At 35.0% G+C, this 17792-nt stretch carries 15 protein-coding genes; 12 read left to right on the forward strand and 3 right to left on the reverse strand.

Annotated elements, in window-relative coordinates:
• The first annotated feature begins 161 nt into the window (after positions 1 to 161).
• The 12 genes from STERM_RS05285 to STERM_RS05340 all read left to right on the forward strand — a co-directional run bounded on the left by STERM_RS05285 (position 162) and on the right by STERM_RS05340 (position 15992).
• Positions 162 to 1124 (forward strand): sugar-binding transcriptional regulator, encoded by a 963-nt coding sequence (locus STERM_RS05285; RefSeq protein ID WP_147289474.1) that lies wholly within the window; start codon positions 162 to 164, stop codon positions 1122 to 1124.
• Between the two features lie 43 nt (positions 1125 to 1167).
• Positions 1168 to 2646, forward strand: a complete 1479-nt coding sequence (gene ptsG / locus STERM_RS05290) for a glucose-specific PTS transporter subunit IIBC (protein ID WP_012860536.1) — start codon at positions 1168 to 1170, stop codon at positions 2644 to 2646.
• A 179-nt stretch (positions 2647 to 2825) separates the two neighbouring features.
• Positions 2826 to 3722 (forward strand): glycyl-radical enzyme activating protein, encoded by an 897-nt coding sequence (locus STERM_RS05295; RefSeq protein WP_012860537.1) that lies wholly within the window; start codon positions 2826 to 2828, stop codon positions 3720 to 3722.
• A gap of 37 nt (positions 3723 to 3759) precedes the next feature.
• Positions 3760 to 6168, forward strand: a complete 2409-nt coding sequence (locus tag STERM_RS05300) for a glycyl radical protein (protein WP_012860538.1) — start codon at positions 3760 to 3762, stop codon at positions 6166 to 6168.
• 725 nt (positions 6169 to 6893) lie between these two features.
• A complete protein-coding gene (locus tag STERM_RS05305) occupies positions 6894 to 7577 on the forward strand; it encodes a hypothetical protein (RefSeq protein ID WP_012860539.1) in 684 nt (227 codons plus the stop codon).
• 225 nt (positions 7578 to 7802) lie between these two features.
• Positions 7803 to 9026, forward strand: a complete 1224-nt coding sequence (locus tag STERM_RS05310; RefSeq protein ID WP_012860540.1) for a BaiN/RdsA family NAD(P)/FAD-dependent oxidoreductase — start codon at positions 7803 to 7805, stop codon at positions 9024 to 9026.
• Positions 9027 to 9055: 29 nt separating this feature from the next.
• A complete protein-coding gene (locus STERM_RS05315; RefSeq protein ID WP_012860541.1) occupies positions 9056 to 10642 on the forward strand; it encodes an NAD(P)/FAD-dependent oxidoreductase in 1587 nt (528 codons plus the stop codon).
• A gap of 49 nt (positions 10643 to 10691) precedes the next feature.
• Positions 10692 to 10889 carry a YwbE family protein gene (locus STERM_RS05320; protein WP_012860542.1) on the forward strand — a complete coding sequence of 66 codons (198 nt, stop codon included), beginning with the start codon at positions 10692 to 10694 and terminating at the stop codon, positions 10887 to 10889.
• Positions 10890 to 11028: 139 nt separating this feature from the next.
• Positions 11029 to 11598, forward strand: a complete 570-nt coding sequence (locus STERM_RS05325; RefSeq protein ID WP_012860543.1) for a hypothetical protein — start codon at positions 11029 to 11031, stop codon at positions 11596 to 11598.
• 68 nt (positions 11599 to 11666) lie between these two features.
• Positions 11667 to 12173, forward strand: coding sequence for a GNAT family N-acetyltransferase (locus STERM_RS05330; protein WP_012860544.1), 507 nt, complete (start codon positions 11667 to 11669; stop codon positions 12171 to 12173).
• Between the two features lie 101 nt (positions 12174 to 12274).
• Positions 12275 to 12790, forward strand: coding sequence for a thiol peroxidase (gene tpx / locus STERM_RS05335; protein ID WP_012860545.1), 516 nt, complete (start codon positions 12275 to 12277; stop codon positions 12788 to 12790).
• A gap of 454 nt (positions 12791 to 13244) precedes the next feature.
• Complete coding sequence (locus STERM_RS05340; protein ID WP_012860546.1) at positions 13245 to 15992, forward strand: autotransporter domain-containing protein; 2748 nt, start codon at positions 13245 to 13247, stop codon at positions 15990 to 15992.
• 165 nt (positions 15993 to 16157) lie between these two features.
• Here the strand turns inward: STERM_RS05340 and STERM_RS05345 are convergent, their stop codons facing one another.
• From STERM_RS05345 to STERM_RS22660, 3 genes are all read right to left on the reverse strand, one after another.
• Entirely contained in the window at positions 16158 to 16931 is a 774-nt protein-coding gene (locus tag STERM_RS05345; protein WP_012860547.1) for a Cof-type HAD-IIB family hydrolase, read from the reverse strand.
• A gap of 222 nt (positions 16932 to 17153) precedes the next feature.
• On the reverse strand, positions 17154 to 17516 hold the full coding sequence (locus STERM_RS22365) for a hypothetical protein (RefSeq protein ID WP_012860548.1): 363 nt from the start codon (positions 17514 to 17516) through the stop codon (positions 17154 to 17156).
• 133 nt (positions 17517 to 17649) lie between these two features.
• Positions 17650 to 17772 carry a hypothetical protein gene (locus STERM_RS22660; RefSeq protein ID WP_256594927.1) on the reverse strand — a complete coding sequence of 41 codons (123 nt, stop codon included), beginning with the start codon at positions 17770 to 17772 and terminating at the stop codon, positions 17650 to 17652.
• Positions 17773 to 17792 lie beyond the last annotated feature (20 nt).

The following is a 17792-nucleotide window of genomic DNA, read 5'->3' on the forward strand; positions in this document are numbered from 1 at the left end:
AAATTCTATATTGTTAAATCTAAGTTGAATATATTTTTATTTAAAAAGAAAGAAAATAATATTCAGTATAAACTTAAAGTTATTACATTTTGTCGGCTTGACAATAACTGAAAATATAGTATATATAGGTGAAATAAAAAATATCAAAACAGAACACAAATGTGAATTTAAGAAAAAATAAGGTAGGATTGATGAGAATGGAGCATGAATTACTGGTAAAGGTTGCCAAACTTTATTATCTTGATGAATGTACCCAAAGTCAGATTGCTAAGAAAATCGGTGTAGAAAGAAGCACTGTAAGCAGACTGCTGAAAAAATCAAGAGCAGAAGGAATAGTAAAAATAAGTATTGATGAAGGGCATACAAAGCAGGCAGGAATTGCCGGAGAGTTAAGAAAAAAATATAGTATGAAAGATATCATAATAGTGAAATCCGGACCGGGAATGCTCGAAGAAGTACATGAAAAAGCACATCAATATCTGCAAAAAGTAACAAATAAAAATGAAATAGTGGGTATAACCTGGGGAAAGACATTATGTGATTTTTCCAAATATAAGCTTTCCCAAAAGAATAAAAAACTGAATTTTATAGCTCTGACCGGCGGTTACGGTAATCTGAAGGAATACACCCATATAAATGCAATGATAAATAATCTTTCGGAAATGTATAACGGAAAAGGATACTTTATAGATTTTCCTCTGATTATGAACAGTGAACCGATAAAAGACGAGATTTATAATTCAAAGTTTTTCAGAAATATACGTAATATATGGGAAAGACTTCAGACAGTGGTAGTAGGAATAGGAACCTTTGAAAAAGATATCAATGTATTGTGGGATTCAGGACTTCCGGCGCCGAAAAATATGTGGGCGCTGCTAAAATCCGAGCAGCCTGTGGGTGAAATATGTACGAGGTTTTATGATGCAGAGGGAAAAATTATAAAAACAGAAATTGATAAAAGAAAAATAGGGATAGAAATAGAGCGTTTCAGAAAAATGAGAAATGTAATAGGGATTGCTGTGGGGGACAAAAAGGTAAATGCTATAAAAACCGCGATAAATTCTAATTTTATTAATGTTTTGATAACAGATGAAAAAACCGGGCAGAGTCTGCTCGAAGCATAAATGATGAATAAATAAATTATATATAAACTAGGAGGAATTGAATATGAAATTATTCACTGAGTTACAAAAAATAGGAAAGGCACTTTTAACACCAGTGGCAGTACTTCCTGCAGCAGGACTTCTGCTGGCTCTTGGAAATAAATTAGGGATTCCGTTGATGGAACAGACAGGAGGTATTATATTCAGTAATCTGCCGCTGTTATTCTGTGTGGGAGTAGCTGTAGGACTAACTAATGATGGTATTGCTGGTTTGGCGTCGATAGTAGCGTTTTTGGTTATGAATACAGTAATGGGGATAACAGCAGGTGTTACACCTGAAATGATAGGGAAGAACCCCGCATATGCATCGATAATGGGAATACCTACATTGCAGACAGGAGTTTTCGGAGGCTTGGTTGCAGGAGTAATAGCGGCCATAATGTTTAAGAAATTTTATAATATTGAATTGCCGGCTTATCTCGGGTTTTTTGCAGGAAAAAGATTTGTACCGATAATAACAGCGGCAGTAGCATTTATAATAGGTCTGTGTATGCCGTTTCTATGGAAGCCTGTTCAGGCGGGGGTAGCTGCATTATCTTATTATGCAAATGAATCAAATACTAATATATCTACTTTCCTTTTCGGACTGGTGGAAAGAGCTCTTGTACCTTTCGGACTTCACCATATATTTTATCCGCCGTTCTGGTGGCAGTTTGGAGAATATACTACTAAATCGGGACAGATAGTAACGGGAGATCAGACTATATGGTTTGCGATGCTGAAAGACGGAGTAAAATCATTTGATTCGGCTACTTATCAGGGAGCAGGGAAATTCATGGCAGGAAAGTTTCCCTTTATGATGTTTGGACTTCCGGCAGCAGCACTGGCAATGTATCACGAGGCAAAACCGGAAAGAAAAAAAATAGTGGGCGGAATACTTTTTTCTGCGGCGCTGACATCATTTCTTACAGGAATAACAGAACCGATTGAATTTGCATTTTTATTTGTGGCTCCGGTATTATTTATGGTTCACTCGGTATTTGCAGGATTATCATTTATGATAATGAATATTCTAAAAGTAAGGGTAGAATCTACTTTCTCAGGCGGGCTTATAGATTTTATAGGATTCGGGGTTCTGCCGTCTACTCAGGGCTTCCAGACAAGATGGATATTGGCAATTATAGTAGGACTGGTATTTGCAGTGGTATATTATGCTGTATTTAGAGCTTCTATCAGATTGTTTAATCTGGCAACACCGGGAAGAGAAGCTGAAGTGGAAGTGGAAGGCGAAGAGGGTGAGATATTCGCAGGAGGACTTGCAGATTCTGTTTTGCAGGCATTAGGAGGAAAAGATAATATAGTTTCTGTGGATTCATGTATAACCAGACTGAGAGTGGAAGTGGTGAATGTCGAAAAAGTAGATGATAATGTACTGAAAAGACTCGGGGCAGCAGGAGTATTAAAAGTAGGAAAGAACGGAGTACAGGCAGTTTTCGGCTCAAAAGCACAGTTTATATGTAATGATATAAATCAGTTAATATAAAAAATTCAAAAATTTGTCCCAAAATTATTTTATAGATTTTGGGACATTTCTTATTATGTTTAGTGGCTGATGTAATTAAAAAAATACATTTTTAAAAATATAGCTTGACAATTTTCTTTAAATGAAATAAAATAAAAATAAATGAAAGTAATTGAAATAAAAAAGGAGGAGAGGGGAAAATGAAAACCTATGTTTGTGAAATAGAAAGACTGGGGATACATGACGGACCGGGCATCAGAACAGTAGTATTCTTAAAAGGCTGTCCTCTGAAATGCATATGGTGCTCTAATCCTGAAACTCAGCTGTCATTGAATCAAATTTATTATAATGAAAAAAAATGCATAAAGTGCAGAAGATGTGTGGAAGCATCAGAAAATAATTCTGTGGAATTTGACGATGAATGGAAATTTTTTCCGGAAAGATGCAGTGATGTAAATAAAATTATACAAAGCTGTCCGGTTGGAGCATTAAAAAATACTTCCGAAAAAATGACGGCAGATGAAGTCTTTGATGAGGTAATGAAGGATTATCCTTACTATAAGAATTCAAACGGGGGTCTTACTGTATCAGGAGGTGAAGTGCTTATGAATTCAGATTTTGCTTATGAGCTGATAAAAAAAGTAAAAGAGGAATACATAAGTACAGCGATAGAAACCTCAGGTTTCGGAAATTATTCAGGACTGGAAAAAGTGGCAAAGGTCACGGATTATATTTTATTTGATATTAAACATATGGATGAAAAGATACATGAAGAAATAACAGGAGTTTCGAATAAAATAATTCTGGCTAACCTGAAAAAGCTTTCAGAATGGCATAAAAATATTATAATCAGGGTACCTCTGCTGAAAGGAGTAAACGATACAGAGGATAATATAATTAAAACTATCAAGTTTGTAAAAGAAATGAAACTAAACGAAATTCATATACTTCCCTATCATACATTAGGACTTGAAAAATACAGACAGTTAAAGATGGCTTATATGGGAAATGATTACAAAAAGCATACGCCGGAGGATTTGGAAAAAGTCAGAGAAATGGTGGAAGCAGGCGGATTGAAATGCAAGATAAACGGGTAATAAAAAATAATAAGAAAAAATCAAAGGAGGAATAAGTATGAAAACTTATGAATTGAAAAGTGAGAGAGTGGCAAGATTAAGGGAAGAAGCACTTGCTAAAGAGCCGGGAGTATGTGTAGAGAGAGCAAGATACCTTACGAAAGCATATAAAGAAAATGAAGAAAAATCAAAATATATAAAAAGAGCTTTGGCAGTGAAAGAAGTTCTGGAAAATATGAGTATTTACATAAAAGACGGGGAGCTCATAGTAGGGAACCAGTCCTCTGATGTGAGAACAGCGCCTTTATTTCCTGAATATGCTGTAGAATGGATAATTGAAGAGCTGAATGAAAAAGGAAACTTTGACCACAGAGACGGGGATAAATTTCATCTTCCCGAGGAGCATAAAAAAGAAGTTTTGGAAATTTGCGAATACTGGCAGGGGAAAACATTAAGAGAAAAATGTTATGCACAGATGCCTGAAGAACTACAGAAAGCTTCACAGGTAAAAGCAGTGCACGGAGAAGGGAATATGACATCAGGAGACGGACATATAGTACCGGATTTTGAAAAAGCATTAAAGGTGGGATTAAGAGGGATAATAAATGAAGCTGTCGAGGCAAGAGACAAAGTAGATATTACAGTATTCGGAGGATATGATAAAAGAGATTTTTTGGATTCCATTGTTATTCTTAACGAAGCAGTTATAGATTTTGCACACAGATTTTCAAGTCTTGCTTCTGAATTTGCAGAAAAAGAAACAGATGAAAAAAGAAAAAAGGAGCTTTTGACTATAGCAGAAAACTGTAAAAATGTTCCTGAAAATTCACCGAAAACTTTTTGGGAAGCAGTACAGCTTATATGGTTTATCCATTTGGTAATACAGATAGAAAGTAACGGACATTCAGCATCTCTTGGAAGAACAGACCAGTATTTATACGAGTTTTATAAAAAGGATGTTATAACTGATAAAACTATGGACAGAGAGTTTGCAAAGGAGCTGCTGCAATGTCTGTGGGTAAAGCTCTATACAGTGATTAAGGTAAGACCTACTTCACATTCGGGTTACGGGGCAGGATATCCTACATATCAGAACGTAACAATAGGAGGATCTAATTACGACGGAAGTGATGCGTGCAATGAGCTGACTTATCTGATTTTAGAAAGTGTGGCAGAAAATAAAATGACACAGCCTAATCTGGCAGTCAGATTTCATTCCAATTCACCGGAAAAATTCATCAGAGAAAGTGCAAGTGTGGCAGCTACAGGTTATGGAATGCCGGCTATGCATACAGATGAAATAATTATTCCTGCATTATTAAACAAAGGCGTAGAATTCAAGGATGCTTATAATTACACTATGGTAGGATGTGTGGAAGTAGCTGTTCCGGGAAAATGGGGTTACAGATGTACTGGAATGACTTTTCTGAATTTTATCAAAATAGTGGAGTTAGTAATAAATGACGGTCATGATCCGAGAACAGGAATGACTTTATATCAGGGTAACGGAACATTGCTTGATTTTGAAAGCTTTGATGATTTATGGAAATCATGGGAAAAAAATATTGCATATTATACAAGATTAAGTGTTGCTCTTGATGTACTTGCCGATACGCATCTTGAAGAGCTTCCCGATATACTATGTTCAAGTCTGATAGACAGCTGTATAGAAAGAGGAAAAACAGCGAAAGAAGGCGGAGCTAAATATGATATTATCGCCGGTCTCCAGGTAGGGCTATCTAATGCTGCAAATGCAATGTATGCTTTGAAAAAAACGGTTTTTGAAGATAAGGTTCTTACTAAGGAAGAAGTTTTTGAGGCATTAAAAAATAATTTTGAGGGCATAGACGGAGAAAGAGTAAGAAATATCCTGCTGAATGTACCTAAATACGGAAATGACATAGATGAAATAGACAGATTTACAGTAAAAACATACGAGCCTTATATCGAAGAGATTGCAAAGTATAAGAATACAAGATATGGAAGAGGGCCGATAAACGGAGGCTACGGTCTGTCTACCTCTGGAATTTCTTCTAATGTGCCTATGGGAACTGTAACAGGTGCTACACCTGACGGAAGATATGCTTATACACCTGCTGCCGAAGGAGCCTCTCCTACACAGGGAACAGATGTAAAAGGGCCTACAGCAGTGCTGAATTCAATAGTAAAGCTTCCGACACTTCTGATAACAGGCGGTCAGCTTCTAAATCAAAAATATTCTCCTGATTTGATAAAATCAGAGGATCAGTTTGAAAAATTTGTGGGAATTATAAAGACATTTATAAATCTGAAAGGATGGCATATACAGTTTAATATAATTTCGCGAGATACACTTCAGGCGGCAAAGGAAGATCCGGAAAAATACAGAGATATAGTAGTAAGAGTGGCAGGATACTGTGCACAGTTTGTGACACTGGATCCTATTACACAAGAGGATATAATAGCAAGAACAGAACAGGTAATGTAAATAAAAAAAAGTGCCTTGATTTTAATAAAAAGGTACTTTTTTTTATCTTCTAAATTTGTTTTATTTATATTGTGAAAAAATTAAAAATAAAATAATTTAAGAGTGTATAAATATAGAAACATAAATTAAAAATATTTTTTGACATAAGACTATTTTTTTAGTATAATGACTTATGAAGATTGGTTATATCTTCATATCATAGAGATTAAACCGGCTCTGGCAGGCTGGGAAACATGTAATAAAAAAACAGTTTTTAATTATTGTGTTCAGACATATTAAGGAAACTCCAGAAAAAAAGGCGGAGCTATCCGTCTTTTTATAGTGGCAATATTTAATGGGTCAGAATAGCAGACTTTCGAAGAACATCCTGAAATAGTATTTTGGCAGTTTTTTGTTTTAATTGCTAAAGTACCTGTATTTTATTCGATTAGTCAGAAGAGAATGAATAATTCTGATATTATTAGGGAAGAATATGTAATGTTAGCACTTTATTTTGCTGGCATTATTTATTTATCTGAAGGGGGAGGTTCCGGATGTCTGATATGATAATATTAATTTTAGCCCTAGCAGTTCTTAAGCTGTCCACACAAAAATAGGGTTAAGAAGAACTGTTTTAAAACAGCCTTTGTGCCAGCAGAGGCTGTATATTTATACAGTGTCTTACTAAATTGTTTAAAGCGGCAAATTATTGTATAATGATCATAAAGATTAAAAACGGAGGAGTTATGAAAAAAATAATATCGGCATTATTGCTTTTGATAATAACTGCTGCATGCTTTACAGGAAATAAAGCAAAAAGCAGGGAAGAAGTATATAAAGAAATGGAAAAAGAAATAGCAGAAATGAAATATTTTAAATATACCTCGCAGGATAGTGCATATCTCTCATTTTACGAGGGACAGAGCACGAATACTTTTAGTGTGGATAAAAAAGGGAACAGCTACAGCAACAGAAACGGAGAACACAGATATAAAGTAGACGGAGCAGTGTATCTGCGTTCTATTGTCCTGAAACAGGAAGGGGTAAAGGCTGCAGTAATAATGGATACTCTTTCGGAAGACGAAACGGATATAGGATATTTTGACAGAAATACAGAAAATGTGCGAAACTTTCTTCTGAGCAATATGAAAGCATTTAGTAAGCTTCCCAGCCAAAAGATCACCACACAGGGTAAGGGCATAAAAATAGAAATAACAGATTTGAAAGATACTAATTATGATCTTCTTGATAATATAGAAATTTTTTATGAACCGGGAAAGCAAATAACTTATTTATTTAGCAGAACTGAAAATCTAAACGGAGAGCAGAAAAAATATACTGTTACAGATAAGCTGGCACTTAATTCCGCGGAAGTAATAAAGCTTCCTGAACTAATGCAGCAGGGAGCAATACTGGAACTAAAACGATAAATAATATAGGAAAATGAACAATTTACTGTATGTAAAAAATCATTTTTTAGATGCAAAAGAAATTGCAGCTGATTATTAGGCAATGAGATTTTTATGCACTAATTTGATAAATAAAAGTCCTGTAAGGACTCAGGGCTTTACTTTTACTGCGGAAAATAAAATTTTGATATTCCCTTCTTATTATGGTAGTATGATAAATAAAGAAAAAACCCGGGAGTTGGTAAAATGTACACAGAAGCAGCAGTTATAGGCGGAGGCGCGGCAGGATTCATGGCTGCGGTTACAGCTAAGGCAAATGGTTTGGATATTATTATTATGGAAAGAAAAGACAGAGTTTTGAAAAAAGTTTTGGCAACAGGAAACGGAAGATGCAATTATACGAATATCAATGCCGGTATTTCTAATTATTACGGGGAAGACAGAGAATTCGCAAGGGATGTGCTGGAAATATTCGGTCCTGAAAATGCAGTGGATTTTTTTGAGAAACTTGGTATAGTACATAAAATAGAAGAAAACGGAAAAGTATATCCTTACAGCGGACAGGCTTCAGCTGTGGTAGATGCACTCAGATTTGAAACACAGAGACTGGAAATACCAATTTATACTAATTTTGATGTTTCCAGAATAAAATATGAAAATTCATTGTTTAAAATTTTTTCAAATGACGGAAACAAAATAATAACATGCAAAAAACTCATTATAGCAGCAGGAGGATGTTCTTATCCCGAGCTTGGGTCAAATGGGAGCGGGTACAGGCTTGCTGAAATGATGGGGCATAAGTCAACAGAACTTAGGCCTGCACTTGTACAGCTGAAAACAGAAAAAGATCCTGTAAAGGGTCTGCACGGAATAAAAGTAAATGCAAAAATTACGGCGTATTATAAAGGAAAAGAGCTGAATTCCTCTGAAGGAGAACTTTTGTTTACTGATTACGGCATATCAGGTCCGGTAGTTTTTAATCTGTCATATTTAACAGCTTTATATGACAATCTTATATTCAGGGCTGACTTAATGCCCGATTATAATATCTGTGATATAGAGAAGATGCTTACTGTAAGAAAAGAAAATCTGAGTCATCTGACAATGGAGGACTTTTTAGTGGGTATGATAAATAAAAAGTTGGGACAGCTTTTGCTGAAACGATCGGGAATAGAAAAGCTTTCTCTCTCTGTAGAAAAACTTTCTGATGAAAGAATTACCAAAATTGCATTTTTGATAAAAAATTATGATATAAAAATTCAGGAAACGACAGGTTTCAGGAATGCTCAGGTAACAGCAGGAGGAGTAAAAACAGAGGGAGTAAATCCCAAGACTATGGAATCAAAGAAAGTGAAAAATTTATATTTTGCCGGAGAGGTGCTTGATATTTTTGGCGACTGCGGAGGATATAATCTTCAATGGGCATGGGCTTCGGGCTATCTTGCGGGAAAAAGTGCCGCCGGAAAATAAATCTATGAAAAAAGTAAAGGACTTTGGATATGTTGAGAATAAATAATATAAAAATACCTGTAAAACACTCTAAAGAAGATGTATTAAAGCAAGCAGCGGAAATACTGGGAGTAAGAACAGACGAAATAAAGGAATTCAAAATAACGGGACAGTCAATAGATGCAAGAAATAAGAGTAATATTATATATGTGTATTCTGTGGACATAATGATTCCTGATGAAGACAGATTTTTAGAAAATAAAAATGTAAAAAAAACAGAGACTTTCATATATAAAACTGAAAAACTATCAAATATACCTGAAAAAAGGCCTGTAGTAGCAGGAAGCGGTCCTGCGGGAATATTTGCCGCGCTTATTCTGGCAGAAGCGGGACTGAAACCGGTTATACTTGAAAGAGGAAAAAATGTAGATGAAAGAAAAAAAGATGTCTATGACTTTTTTAAAACAGGTATTTTGAATACTGAATCAAATGTACAGTTTGGTGAAGGAGGAGCCGGAACATTTTCGGACGGGAAACTTACTACAAATACTCATAATATCAGAATAAAAAAAGTGATAAATGAATTTATCGAAGCAGGCGGGGGAGAAGAACTTGATTATATGTCTAAGCCTCATGTGGGAACGGACAGATTAATAGGAATACTTAGAAATATAAGGAAAAAAATAGAAGGTCTCGGCGGAGAATACAGATTCCAGAATAAGCTTACTTCTATAAATCATTCGGACGGCAGACTTCAGGGGATAAAAGTCGCAGGACCGGGCGGAGAGTATCTGATGGAAACGGATTATCTTATTCTTGCAGTAGGACACAGCGCACGGGATACTTTTTATATGCTTAATGAGAAAAAAATAGAAATGCAGCAAAAGCCGTTTTCTGTGGGCGTAAGAATAGAGCATAAACAGGATATGATAAATAAAAGCCAGTATGGAAAACTTGCAGACGAGCTTCCGCCGGCAGAATATAAAATAAATGTAAAATCATCAAACGGAAGAGGTGTTTATACCTTCTGTATGTGTCCAGGCGGAGTGGTAGTTCCGGCAGCGAGTGAAGACGGCTTTCTTGCGGTAAACGGAATGAGCTATTATAAAAGAAACAAAGAAAATGCCAATTCAGCAGTGCTTGTAAATGTATATCCTGAAGATTTCCGGGGTGATGACGTACTTGCAGGAGTAGAATTCCAAAGAAGGCTTGAAAAAAAAGCTTTTGAGCTCGGGGGCGGTAAATATAAAGCACCTGTACAGCTTGTAGGTGATTTTTTGAAAAATAAAAAATCTGAAAAACTTGGAAATGTTATTCCAAGCTACAGTATAGGATATAAACTAAGCAACCTGAATGACTGTTTTCCAAAATTTATAGCAGAGTCACTTAAAGAAGGAATACGGGAAATGGATAAAAAAATAAGGGGCTTTGCCGGCTTTGATTCTGTAATCACGGCTGTAGAAAGCCGAAGTTCCTCACCTGTGAGAATATTGCGCGATGAGAAAATGTTTTCCAGTATAAAAGGTCTGATTCCGTGCGGAGAAGGTGCCGGTCATGCTGGCGGTATTATTTCTGCTGCAGTAGACGGAATAAAATGTGCTGAAGCCTTGAATAATATAATAAAGGAACAGCAGTAAATATTAGCTTGATGAACTAAAAAAATTAAAGAAGATAACTGGAGGAAAAATGAACGGTCAAAATAGAAAAGATATAAAAATAGGAGCTTTGGTAGATATAGTCCTGAAAAAAGATCAGCGTACAGGAAAGCTTACACGGGGACATGTGAAAAAAATTCTGACAAACAGTCAGTTTCACCCTCACGGAATAAAAGTAATGCTGGAAGAAGAAGATCAGGTTGGTCGTGTGCAGATAATCGCAGAATAAATATAAGAAAATGAGCTGATTAATTAAACTGAAAAAAAATCAAAAAAAATAATGAAAACAATAGTGTTGTGATATAATATAAAAGATACAGACAAGAAAGTACATGTATGAAATCTTATTATAGTATAAGGAGGAACAAATGAACAAGAAAATATGTATATTAGCGGGAATAGCAATGCTTGCATTTTCTGCACAAGGTCTGGCAGCAGTAAAATCTACCAAATCTACTAAAACTACCAAGACAGTAAAAACAGAAGCAAAAACTAAAGCTGAAAAGCCGGTTTTGGTAAAGATGTCAATGGATAATTGGTTTGGATTACCCGCGGATAAATTGAGATTACAGGTAAAAGGAACAAAAGATGTTTTTATAACTGATGATAATGGAAAACAAGTTCTTGCAGGACTTGAGAAGAGAGAGACATGGTTTGGGATGAGCGGAGATGCTTTTTATTCACTGGCTGACGGCGAATCACCAAGCGGATGGGATGCAGGAGAGCTTCAGTCTATAATCATTACATATAAAAACGGATACTATAATACAGTAGTAAAGAATGTAGAAAAACAGCTGAAAACTGCCCCTGTTTCAAATGAGACTTCAAGCGGATACGAGACGATCTCGGAAGCAGTATTTACAAGCGGGAAACTTCGGTATGAAGTAAAAGAATATTTAGACAATGTAAAGGTAGAAATAGAATATAATGCAAATTAGTAATTAATGCCGTACCGTTTTTGGTATGGCTTTATTTTAATAAATATTTACAGGAAAAGGAGCATAATATGAAAATGAGACATGCAAAAAATGAAGATCTGGACAAAATAATGAAAATTATTGACGAAACAGTAAAAGAAATGAATGAAAACGGGAATTTTCAGTGGGACGAATCATATCCAAACAGAGAAGTTTTTATAAATGATATAAAAGAGGGGACACTTTATGCTGCGGTAAATGACCGTGATGAAGTAATAGGAATCAGTGTTGCCAATTTTGATTCTTTTGAAGAATATGATAATTTGGAATGGAAATCTCAAAAAAGTGATTATGTGATACATAGACTGGCTGTAGATAATGTATACAGAAATGAAGGAGTAGCGGCTTTTTTAATGGAGAATATAGAAAAGGAAATTATTAAAAAAGGAAAATGTTACATGAGAACTGATACAAATTCTAAAAATATAAAAGCACAAAGATTTTTTGAAAAAGTGGGATATAAATTTGTCGGCGAAATAAAAGTTCCAAGATTAAAAGATACTTTTTTCTGCTATGAAAAGAGGCTTTGTGATTAATAAAAAAGTTAATATTTTATTTTTAATTTTTTTATGCTAGAATATATTTGAGTATTCAAATATAAAATGATTATAAGATTTTTAAAATAGGAGGAATTAAGATGTTAGAAAGAAAAGGTATCGTAACATTTAAAGGAAATCCGGTAACACTAGTGGGTGAGGAAGTAAAGCCCGGAGATAAGGCTCCAGATTTTACAGCCTTAAAAACAGATCTGTCTGAATTAAAATTAAGTGATTATAAAGGAAGAGTCGTTATATTGACATCGTTTCCATCTGTGGACACAAGTGTGTGTGCATTGCAGGCAAAAAGATTTAACGAAGAAGCAGGAAAGCTGAAAGATGATGTTTCTGTTATTACGATTTCTGTTGATCTGCCTTTTGCACTTGGAAGATTTTGTGCAGCTGAGGGAATAGAAAATGAAGTGACTGTTTCAGATCACAGAGATTTGGATTTTGGTTATAAATATGGCTTCGTGGTAAAGGAATTAAGACTCCTTGAACGTGGAATAGTAGTAATAGATAAAGATGGAATAATAAGACATGTAGAGTATTGTAAAGAAATAGCAGAGCATCCTGATTATGATAAAGCTCTGGAAATAACAAAAAGCTTAATATAAGCAAAGGAAACCCGGGATTCCGGGTTTTTTATATGCAATTAAAATCATATATTACAATAAAAATAAATTTAAAAAAGATTAGTTAAATATAATTTATTTATTTGTTTTTTCGTAAAATAGCCAGTGAAAATACTTAGAGGCAAATAATCATATAAAAACTTAAACATCATCTAACAATAATAAATATTGAATTCATAAATGAAATAAAATAATGAATTATTGTAGTAAAAATATATTGTTATTTTGTACGTACATTTGTTTGTAAAAATAATGTTGACATCAATGAAAATAAATTATATAATAACTCACATGATAAGAAAAGAAATATGTAATTATTACAAATCGAAACAAAATATATTTTAGAAAATGACTCCTTATTCAAAATTGGATACAAGAAGAAACACACGACTCTAGTTTCTTGTATCTAATATTAATGAATAGAGGAGGAACAACAATGAATAAGAAAATTATGTTTATTATAACTTTGGCAACAGCTTTGGTAAGCTGTTCGAGCTCTGGCGGGGGCGAAGGAAACAGTGGCGGAGGAGGAACTGCAACACCGACTCCGATTGATGTGACTAGAGATATTCCTTTTAATCAAGAAGATCCGCATAGTGCAAAAGAAGCTAAAGTAAATAAAATAGATGGTACTGGAGTTACAGTTGGTGTAGTAGATAGTAACTTTGATGTCAATAATATCGAATTCAGAGATTCAAACGGTAAAAGCCGTATAACAAAAGACAATAAATATGCCGGAAGTACAAATATACACGGAAGCCTTGTATCGGAAATAATAGGCGGGAATACAATAGGTGTAGCTCCAAAAGTACAAATCAGGGGTGAAGCAGCAGGGACTATATGTTCTGATGGAAGTAACAGCTGTATAGTAGTGCAGAGAGGTATGTATGATAATTTATATAATAACGGTGTAAGAATATACAACCAATCATTCGGAGTAGCATCAAGAACAATAAAAACAGCTACAAAAGCTGATATGCCCTTGTCAGATCCGGTAATAGCTTTTTACAGAGATAAGGCATCAACAGACAGCCTGTTTATCTGGGCAGCAGGTAATTCGGGGAAAGACGAGGTTTCGGCAGAAGCAGGACTTCCATACTTTTATCCGGAGATGCAAAAAGGATGGATAGCAGTTATGGCTGTAAATTCTGCTGACGGAACTCCAAGCGATTATTCAAATAAATGCGGTATAGCACAGAATTGGTGTATAGCAGCAGTTGGTGATTATGACTTTAATGTAAGAAATGTTTCAGGAATGGGGACTTCATTTGCAGCACCGGTAGTAACAGGAACAGCAGCTCTGGTTCAGCAAAAATATCCGTGGATGAACGGAGACCTTATAAGACAGACAATCCTATCTACAGCCACTGATAAAGGTGCGAAAGGTGTAGATGCAGTATATGGCTGGGGACTTCTGAATATAAGCAAAGCAGTAAAAGGACCTGCACTTTTTGATAAAAGACTTGCATTAGGTGATTATGTCAATGTAGCATTTGATAATACTACTTCCACATTTGAAAATGATATATCAGGAGATGCGGGACTTATAAAAGCAGGGACAGGAAAATTAATACTCAGCGGGAAAAATACATATACAGGGAAAAACGTAGTAAACGGCGGAGTACTGGAAGTAAACGGACAGGTAGTATCGGAAGTAGATGTACAGTCTGGAGGAACTCTGTCAAGCAACGGAGGATACATAAATAATAATGTGGTTAATAACGGAGGAACTGTCAGCAGTATAGGTCAGGGAATGAATATACAGGGAAATTATACTTCTACTCCTGAAGGTGTAATAGTAAGTACAGCAGGAGCAACAATAAATGTGGGCGGAACAGCAGATTTAAATAATTCTATTTTAAGAGTAACAGCTCCTAAAGATGATGATAATAATCCAGTATACATAAGTAAAGAAGTGATAACAGAAAATGTAGTAAATGCAGCAAACGGAGTAACAAGCACATTTGGAAAAGTGGAAACACCTGTATTTCTTCAATCAGACGTTATATACGGAAATGACGGAGTAAAATTAAGTGTAGCAAGAAGAGATATAGCAGAATATGCTGATGAAGCTTATAATTCAGATGCAACAAGAAATAATTCATCACAAAATCTGGAACAGGTTTTGACAGCACTGGACAATAATAAAGGAAGCGATGAGTTTAGAACAAAAATAGCAATGCTGCAGCAGTCGTCATCATCAGATCTGGCAGCAACACTGGACAGTTTATCAGGACAGATTTATGCTTCGGCACAGGCATTAACATTTCAACAGTCGCAGGCAGTGAACAGAGACCTTACAAACAGACTGGTAATGCTTGGAAGCATGGAAAATAAGGCAGATATAGCAGGTCTATGGTTCAGCGGCATAGCATCTACAGGAAAACTAAAAGAATCGGGTTATGCTTCGGCGGATACAACATCATACGGCGGACAGGTAGGAATAGATAAGAATATAAATGACAGTACAATATTAGGTATAGCACTTTCTTACTCAGATGCAGAAGCAGATTTTGACCGATACGGAGGAAAATCAAAAAGCCAGAACTTTGGAGTATCACTTTACGGAAGATACGGTCAGAAAGAAGACAAATTCTATGTATTGGGAAGATTGGGAGTAGGAATTGTATCAAGTGATGTAGACAGAGAAGTAGTAACAGGAGTACAGAGTGAAAATGTATCAATAAATCATGATGATTATGTATATTCAGGATATGGTGAAACAGGTTATAAATTCAAATTGGCGAAAAACTTTAACTTAACACCGTTTGCAGGAATATCGTATGATTCAGTAAAAAGAGGAAGCTTTTCAGAAGACGGAAGCCTTTTGGGACTCGAAGCAGACAGCAAGACATATGATCAGACATCAGGTTCTATAGGTCTGAGAGGAGAATATGACTTTGAATGGATAGGCGGAAAAAGTACAATATTAGGATATGCATCATGGCAGAAAGCATTTAATGATGAAGATCTAAGTTTTGAGGCATCATATGTAGGACTGCCGTCAGAGAAATTCACAGTAGAGGGTATAGGACTTCCCGGAGATTCAGTATGGACAGGTGTGGGAGTAAGTACAGAAGTAAATGACAGATGGGCATGGTATGCAAACTATGATATGCAGATAAGTGACTCTGACATTTCAAACAATGTATTTTCAGCCGGGTTCAGATATAATATAAAATAAAAAACGAAAGGTATAAAAAAATAATGAATATAATAAGCTAAGGTGTGCTGATATAAGAAGAATAACAGCACACCTTCTTATATTTTTGGAAAAATAAAAAGGAAATATTAAATAAAAATATTTCCGATTTTTTATATTAAAGCATAAAAAAATTCTTTCATTAGCTTATAAAATTTTAAAATGTTCAAGAGCTTTTACCAGACCGTTGTCATCAATGTGAGAAGTAACATAATCAGCAGATCCTTTTACAAAATCGCTTGCATTTCCCATAGCAACTCCTGTTTTCACGTGCTTAAGCATTGTTACGTCATTTTCCCCGTCACCGAATGCCATAGTTTCTTCAAGAGGAATATTATAATATTTTAGTATAGCTTCTATTCCTACACTTTTACTTCCTCCTTTGGGAGTGACATCTATAAATTTATCATGCCATCTTGTAGCATCTATATGATTAGTACTGTTTAGCAGCATATCCTCCTGTTTCTTGTCGACGAAAGCAGTGAGCTGATAAATGTCATTTTTCGCAGTTTCCACAGCCGGATTACAAACTTCGGGTATTTTTGTATTAAGTTCACTTGCGAACCATTTTACCTGATCATTTACCATATTAGTGAAAACTTCATTTTCTTTGATAAAGTAACATGCATATAGATTTTTGCTCGTCTGCTCAGCTATTATTTCAATATCTTCTTTTTTTATAGACTGCTTATAGATAATTTCTTTGTTATTATAGCAATATTGACCGTTTAAAGTAACATAGCCGTCGAATTGAAAGACATTATCAAGTGTAATCATAGAATGATGACGTCCTGTCGCTATAAACAGCTTAATATCTTTTTTTCTCAGCTCGTGTAATGCGTGAATTGTTTCCTTTGGTATCTGATGTGTTTTGAAACTGACAAGTGTTCCGTCAATATCAAAAAAAATTGCTTTAGTCATTTTGTTCCTTCTTTCTTTTATATCATAAAATTCTTACTTTTAAATTATGTAAGTATATGTTATCTGTAACTACAAGTTTATCACTTTTTTACAGAAATGTAAATATCATACATAAAAATCTTAAAGAGCGGTAACTATAAAAAATATAATCGAGTATAAGAAAATAAAAAAACTGTCTCTGAATAATAGGGTTCATTCAGGGACAGTTCTTGTATAAATATATTAACGAGTATTTGGATAAGTAAAGTTTGGATTTTCTCTCATGTATTTTTCCATGGCTGTTCTCATTTTTGCCTGTTCAGTGGCAATATCAGTATTTAATTTTTCTATTTTTTTCCAGTCAGGAGAAGTCTTAATCATTTCTTTTTTTACATCAAGTCTTTTTTCTTCAATAGTTATCCAAGATTTTTGTATGTCAGGATTATTAGCCATCATCTGATAATGATGCCCGCCGCCATATCCCATTCCGCCGCAGCCACCGTGGCCACCGCCGTAACCCATTCCGCCTCCGTAGCCCATGCCTCTTGCTGCTGCAAAGCCTCCGATTGACAATACTAAAGCTCCTATTGTTAAAACTTTTTTCATAAAAATTCACATCCTATCATTTTTTAGTAAATATAATTTTTTGCATTTGGACAAAGATGAAATAAATATAATGATTTCACCCAGTCTGAATAATTGTGTTATAGCTTAATTATAAAATTTTATAAATAAGAATCTAGTAACGCCATGTGTGTCCGCAGCTGTCGCTGTGTCTGTGAGTTCCACCATGATGACTTCCAGCGAAAGCACCGGCAGAAATTACTAACATTAATAAAGCTGCTGTTACTAATTTTTTCATAAATATCACCCCATTCTTTA

This window comes from Sebaldella termitidis ATCC 33386 (assembly GCF_000024405.1).
Lineage (GTDB): Bacteria > Fusobacteriota > Fusobacteriia > Fusobacteriales > Leptotrichiaceae > Sebaldella > Sebaldella termitidis.

Excerpts from the sequence above, each read along its gene's own strand:
- STERM_RS22660 (WP_256594927.1), bottom strand. The coding sequence starts at position 17,772 with ATGAAAAAATTAGTAACAGCAGCTTTATTAATGTTAGTAATTTCTGCC.
- STERM_RS05315 (WP_012860541.1), top strand. The coding sequence starts at position 9,056 with ATGTTGAGAATAAATAATATAAAAATACCTGTAAAACACTCTAAAGAA.
- STERM_RS05320 (WP_012860542.1), top strand. The coding sequence starts at position 10,692 with ATGAACGGTCAAAATAGAAAAGATATAAAAATAGGAGCTTTGGTAGAT.
- STERM_RS05295 (WP_012860537.1), top strand. The coding sequence starts at position 2,826 with ATGAAAACCTATGTTTGTGAAATAGAAAGACTGGGGATACATGACGGA.
- tpx (WP_012860545.1), top strand. The coding sequence starts at position 12,275 with ATGTTAGAAAGAAAAGGTATCGTAACATTTAAAGGAAATCCGGTAACA.
- STERM_RS22365 (WP_012860548.1), bottom strand. The coding sequence starts at position 17,516 with ATGAAAAAAGTTTTAACAATAGGAGCTTTAGTATTGTCAATCGGAGGC.
- STERM_RS05300 (WP_012860538.1), top strand. The coding sequence starts at position 3,760 with ATGAAAACTTATGAATTGAAAAGTGAGAGAGTGGCAAGATTAAGGGAA.
- STERM_RS05340 (WP_012860546.1), top strand. The coding sequence starts at position 13,245 with ATGAATAAGAAAATTATGTTTATTATAACTTTGGCAACAGCTTTGGTA.
- STERM_RS05330 (WP_012860544.1), top strand. The coding sequence starts at position 11,667 with ATGAAAATGAGACATGCAAAAAATGAAGATCTGGACAAAATAATGAAA.
- STERM_RS05345 (WP_012860547.1), bottom strand. The coding sequence starts at position 16,931 with ATGACTAAAGCAATTTTTTTTGATATTGACGGAACACTTGTCAGTTTC.
- ptsG (WP_012860536.1), top strand. The coding sequence starts at position 1,168 with ATGAAATTATTCACTGAGTTACAAAAAATAGGAAAGGCACTTTTAACA.
- STERM_RS05305 (WP_012860539.1), top strand. The coding sequence starts at position 6,894 with ATGAAAAAAATAATATCGGCATTATTGCTTTTGATAATAACTGCTGCA.
- STERM_RS05310 (WP_012860540.1), top strand. The coding sequence starts at position 7,803 with ATGTACACAGAAGCAGCAGTTATAGGCGGAGGCGCGGCAGGATTCATG.
- STERM_RS05325 (WP_012860543.1), top strand. The coding sequence starts at position 11,029 with ATGAACAAGAAAATATGTATATTAGCGGGAATAGCAATGCTTGCATTT.